The 414-nt window shown below is 74.2% G+C and carries 1 protein-coding gene; it reads left to right on the top strand.

Annotated features, from left to right (window positions below; translation table 11 throughout):
- Positions 1-414, top strand: a 414-nt coding sequence (locus tag CVH10_RS17830; protein ID WP_219924773.1) for a hypothetical protein, incomplete at both ends; no start/stop codon positions are given.

The raw sequence follows: 414 nt of genomic DNA, 5'->3' as shown, positions 1-414 counted from the left end.
GACGCTGGGCCTGACCCATGTGTTCGACATCCCCATGGTGGCCTACGGCGTCGGCGGTCAGGCCCAGGTCGGGCGCGGTGCGACGCTGGACGTCGAGATCGGCGGCCCCCAGGGGGTGCGGCTGGAGGGTTTGCGCGCCGCCATCCTGGGGCTGGGGCCGCTGGCCAGCGACAAGGGGTTGGGCGCGCCCCTGATCCTGGGCCAGGACGTGCTGCGCGAACTGATCCTGGAGTTGGACGCACGCCGGCGACGGATCAGGCTGATCTCGCGCGGGGGCTGGACCCCGCCGCCGGGGCTTGCGTCCATCGCCGTTACCCGCGCGGGCAAGGCGCTGCAGGCGGCGATCACGGTGGAGGGGGCGGCGGTCGATGCGGTGATCGACACCGGCGCCTCGGCCGTGCTGGCCGTCACGCG

Origin of the sequence: Halomonas sp. ND22Bw (assembly GCF_003011945.1) — a bacterium.
In the GTDB taxonomy this organism is placed as follows: Bacteria; Pseudomonadota; Gammaproteobacteria; order Pseudomonadales; family Halomonadaceae; genus Halomonas; species Halomonas halophila.
Note: the sequence above shows the minus strand (reverse complement) of the source record. Positions and strands in the feature narration are given on the sequence as shown.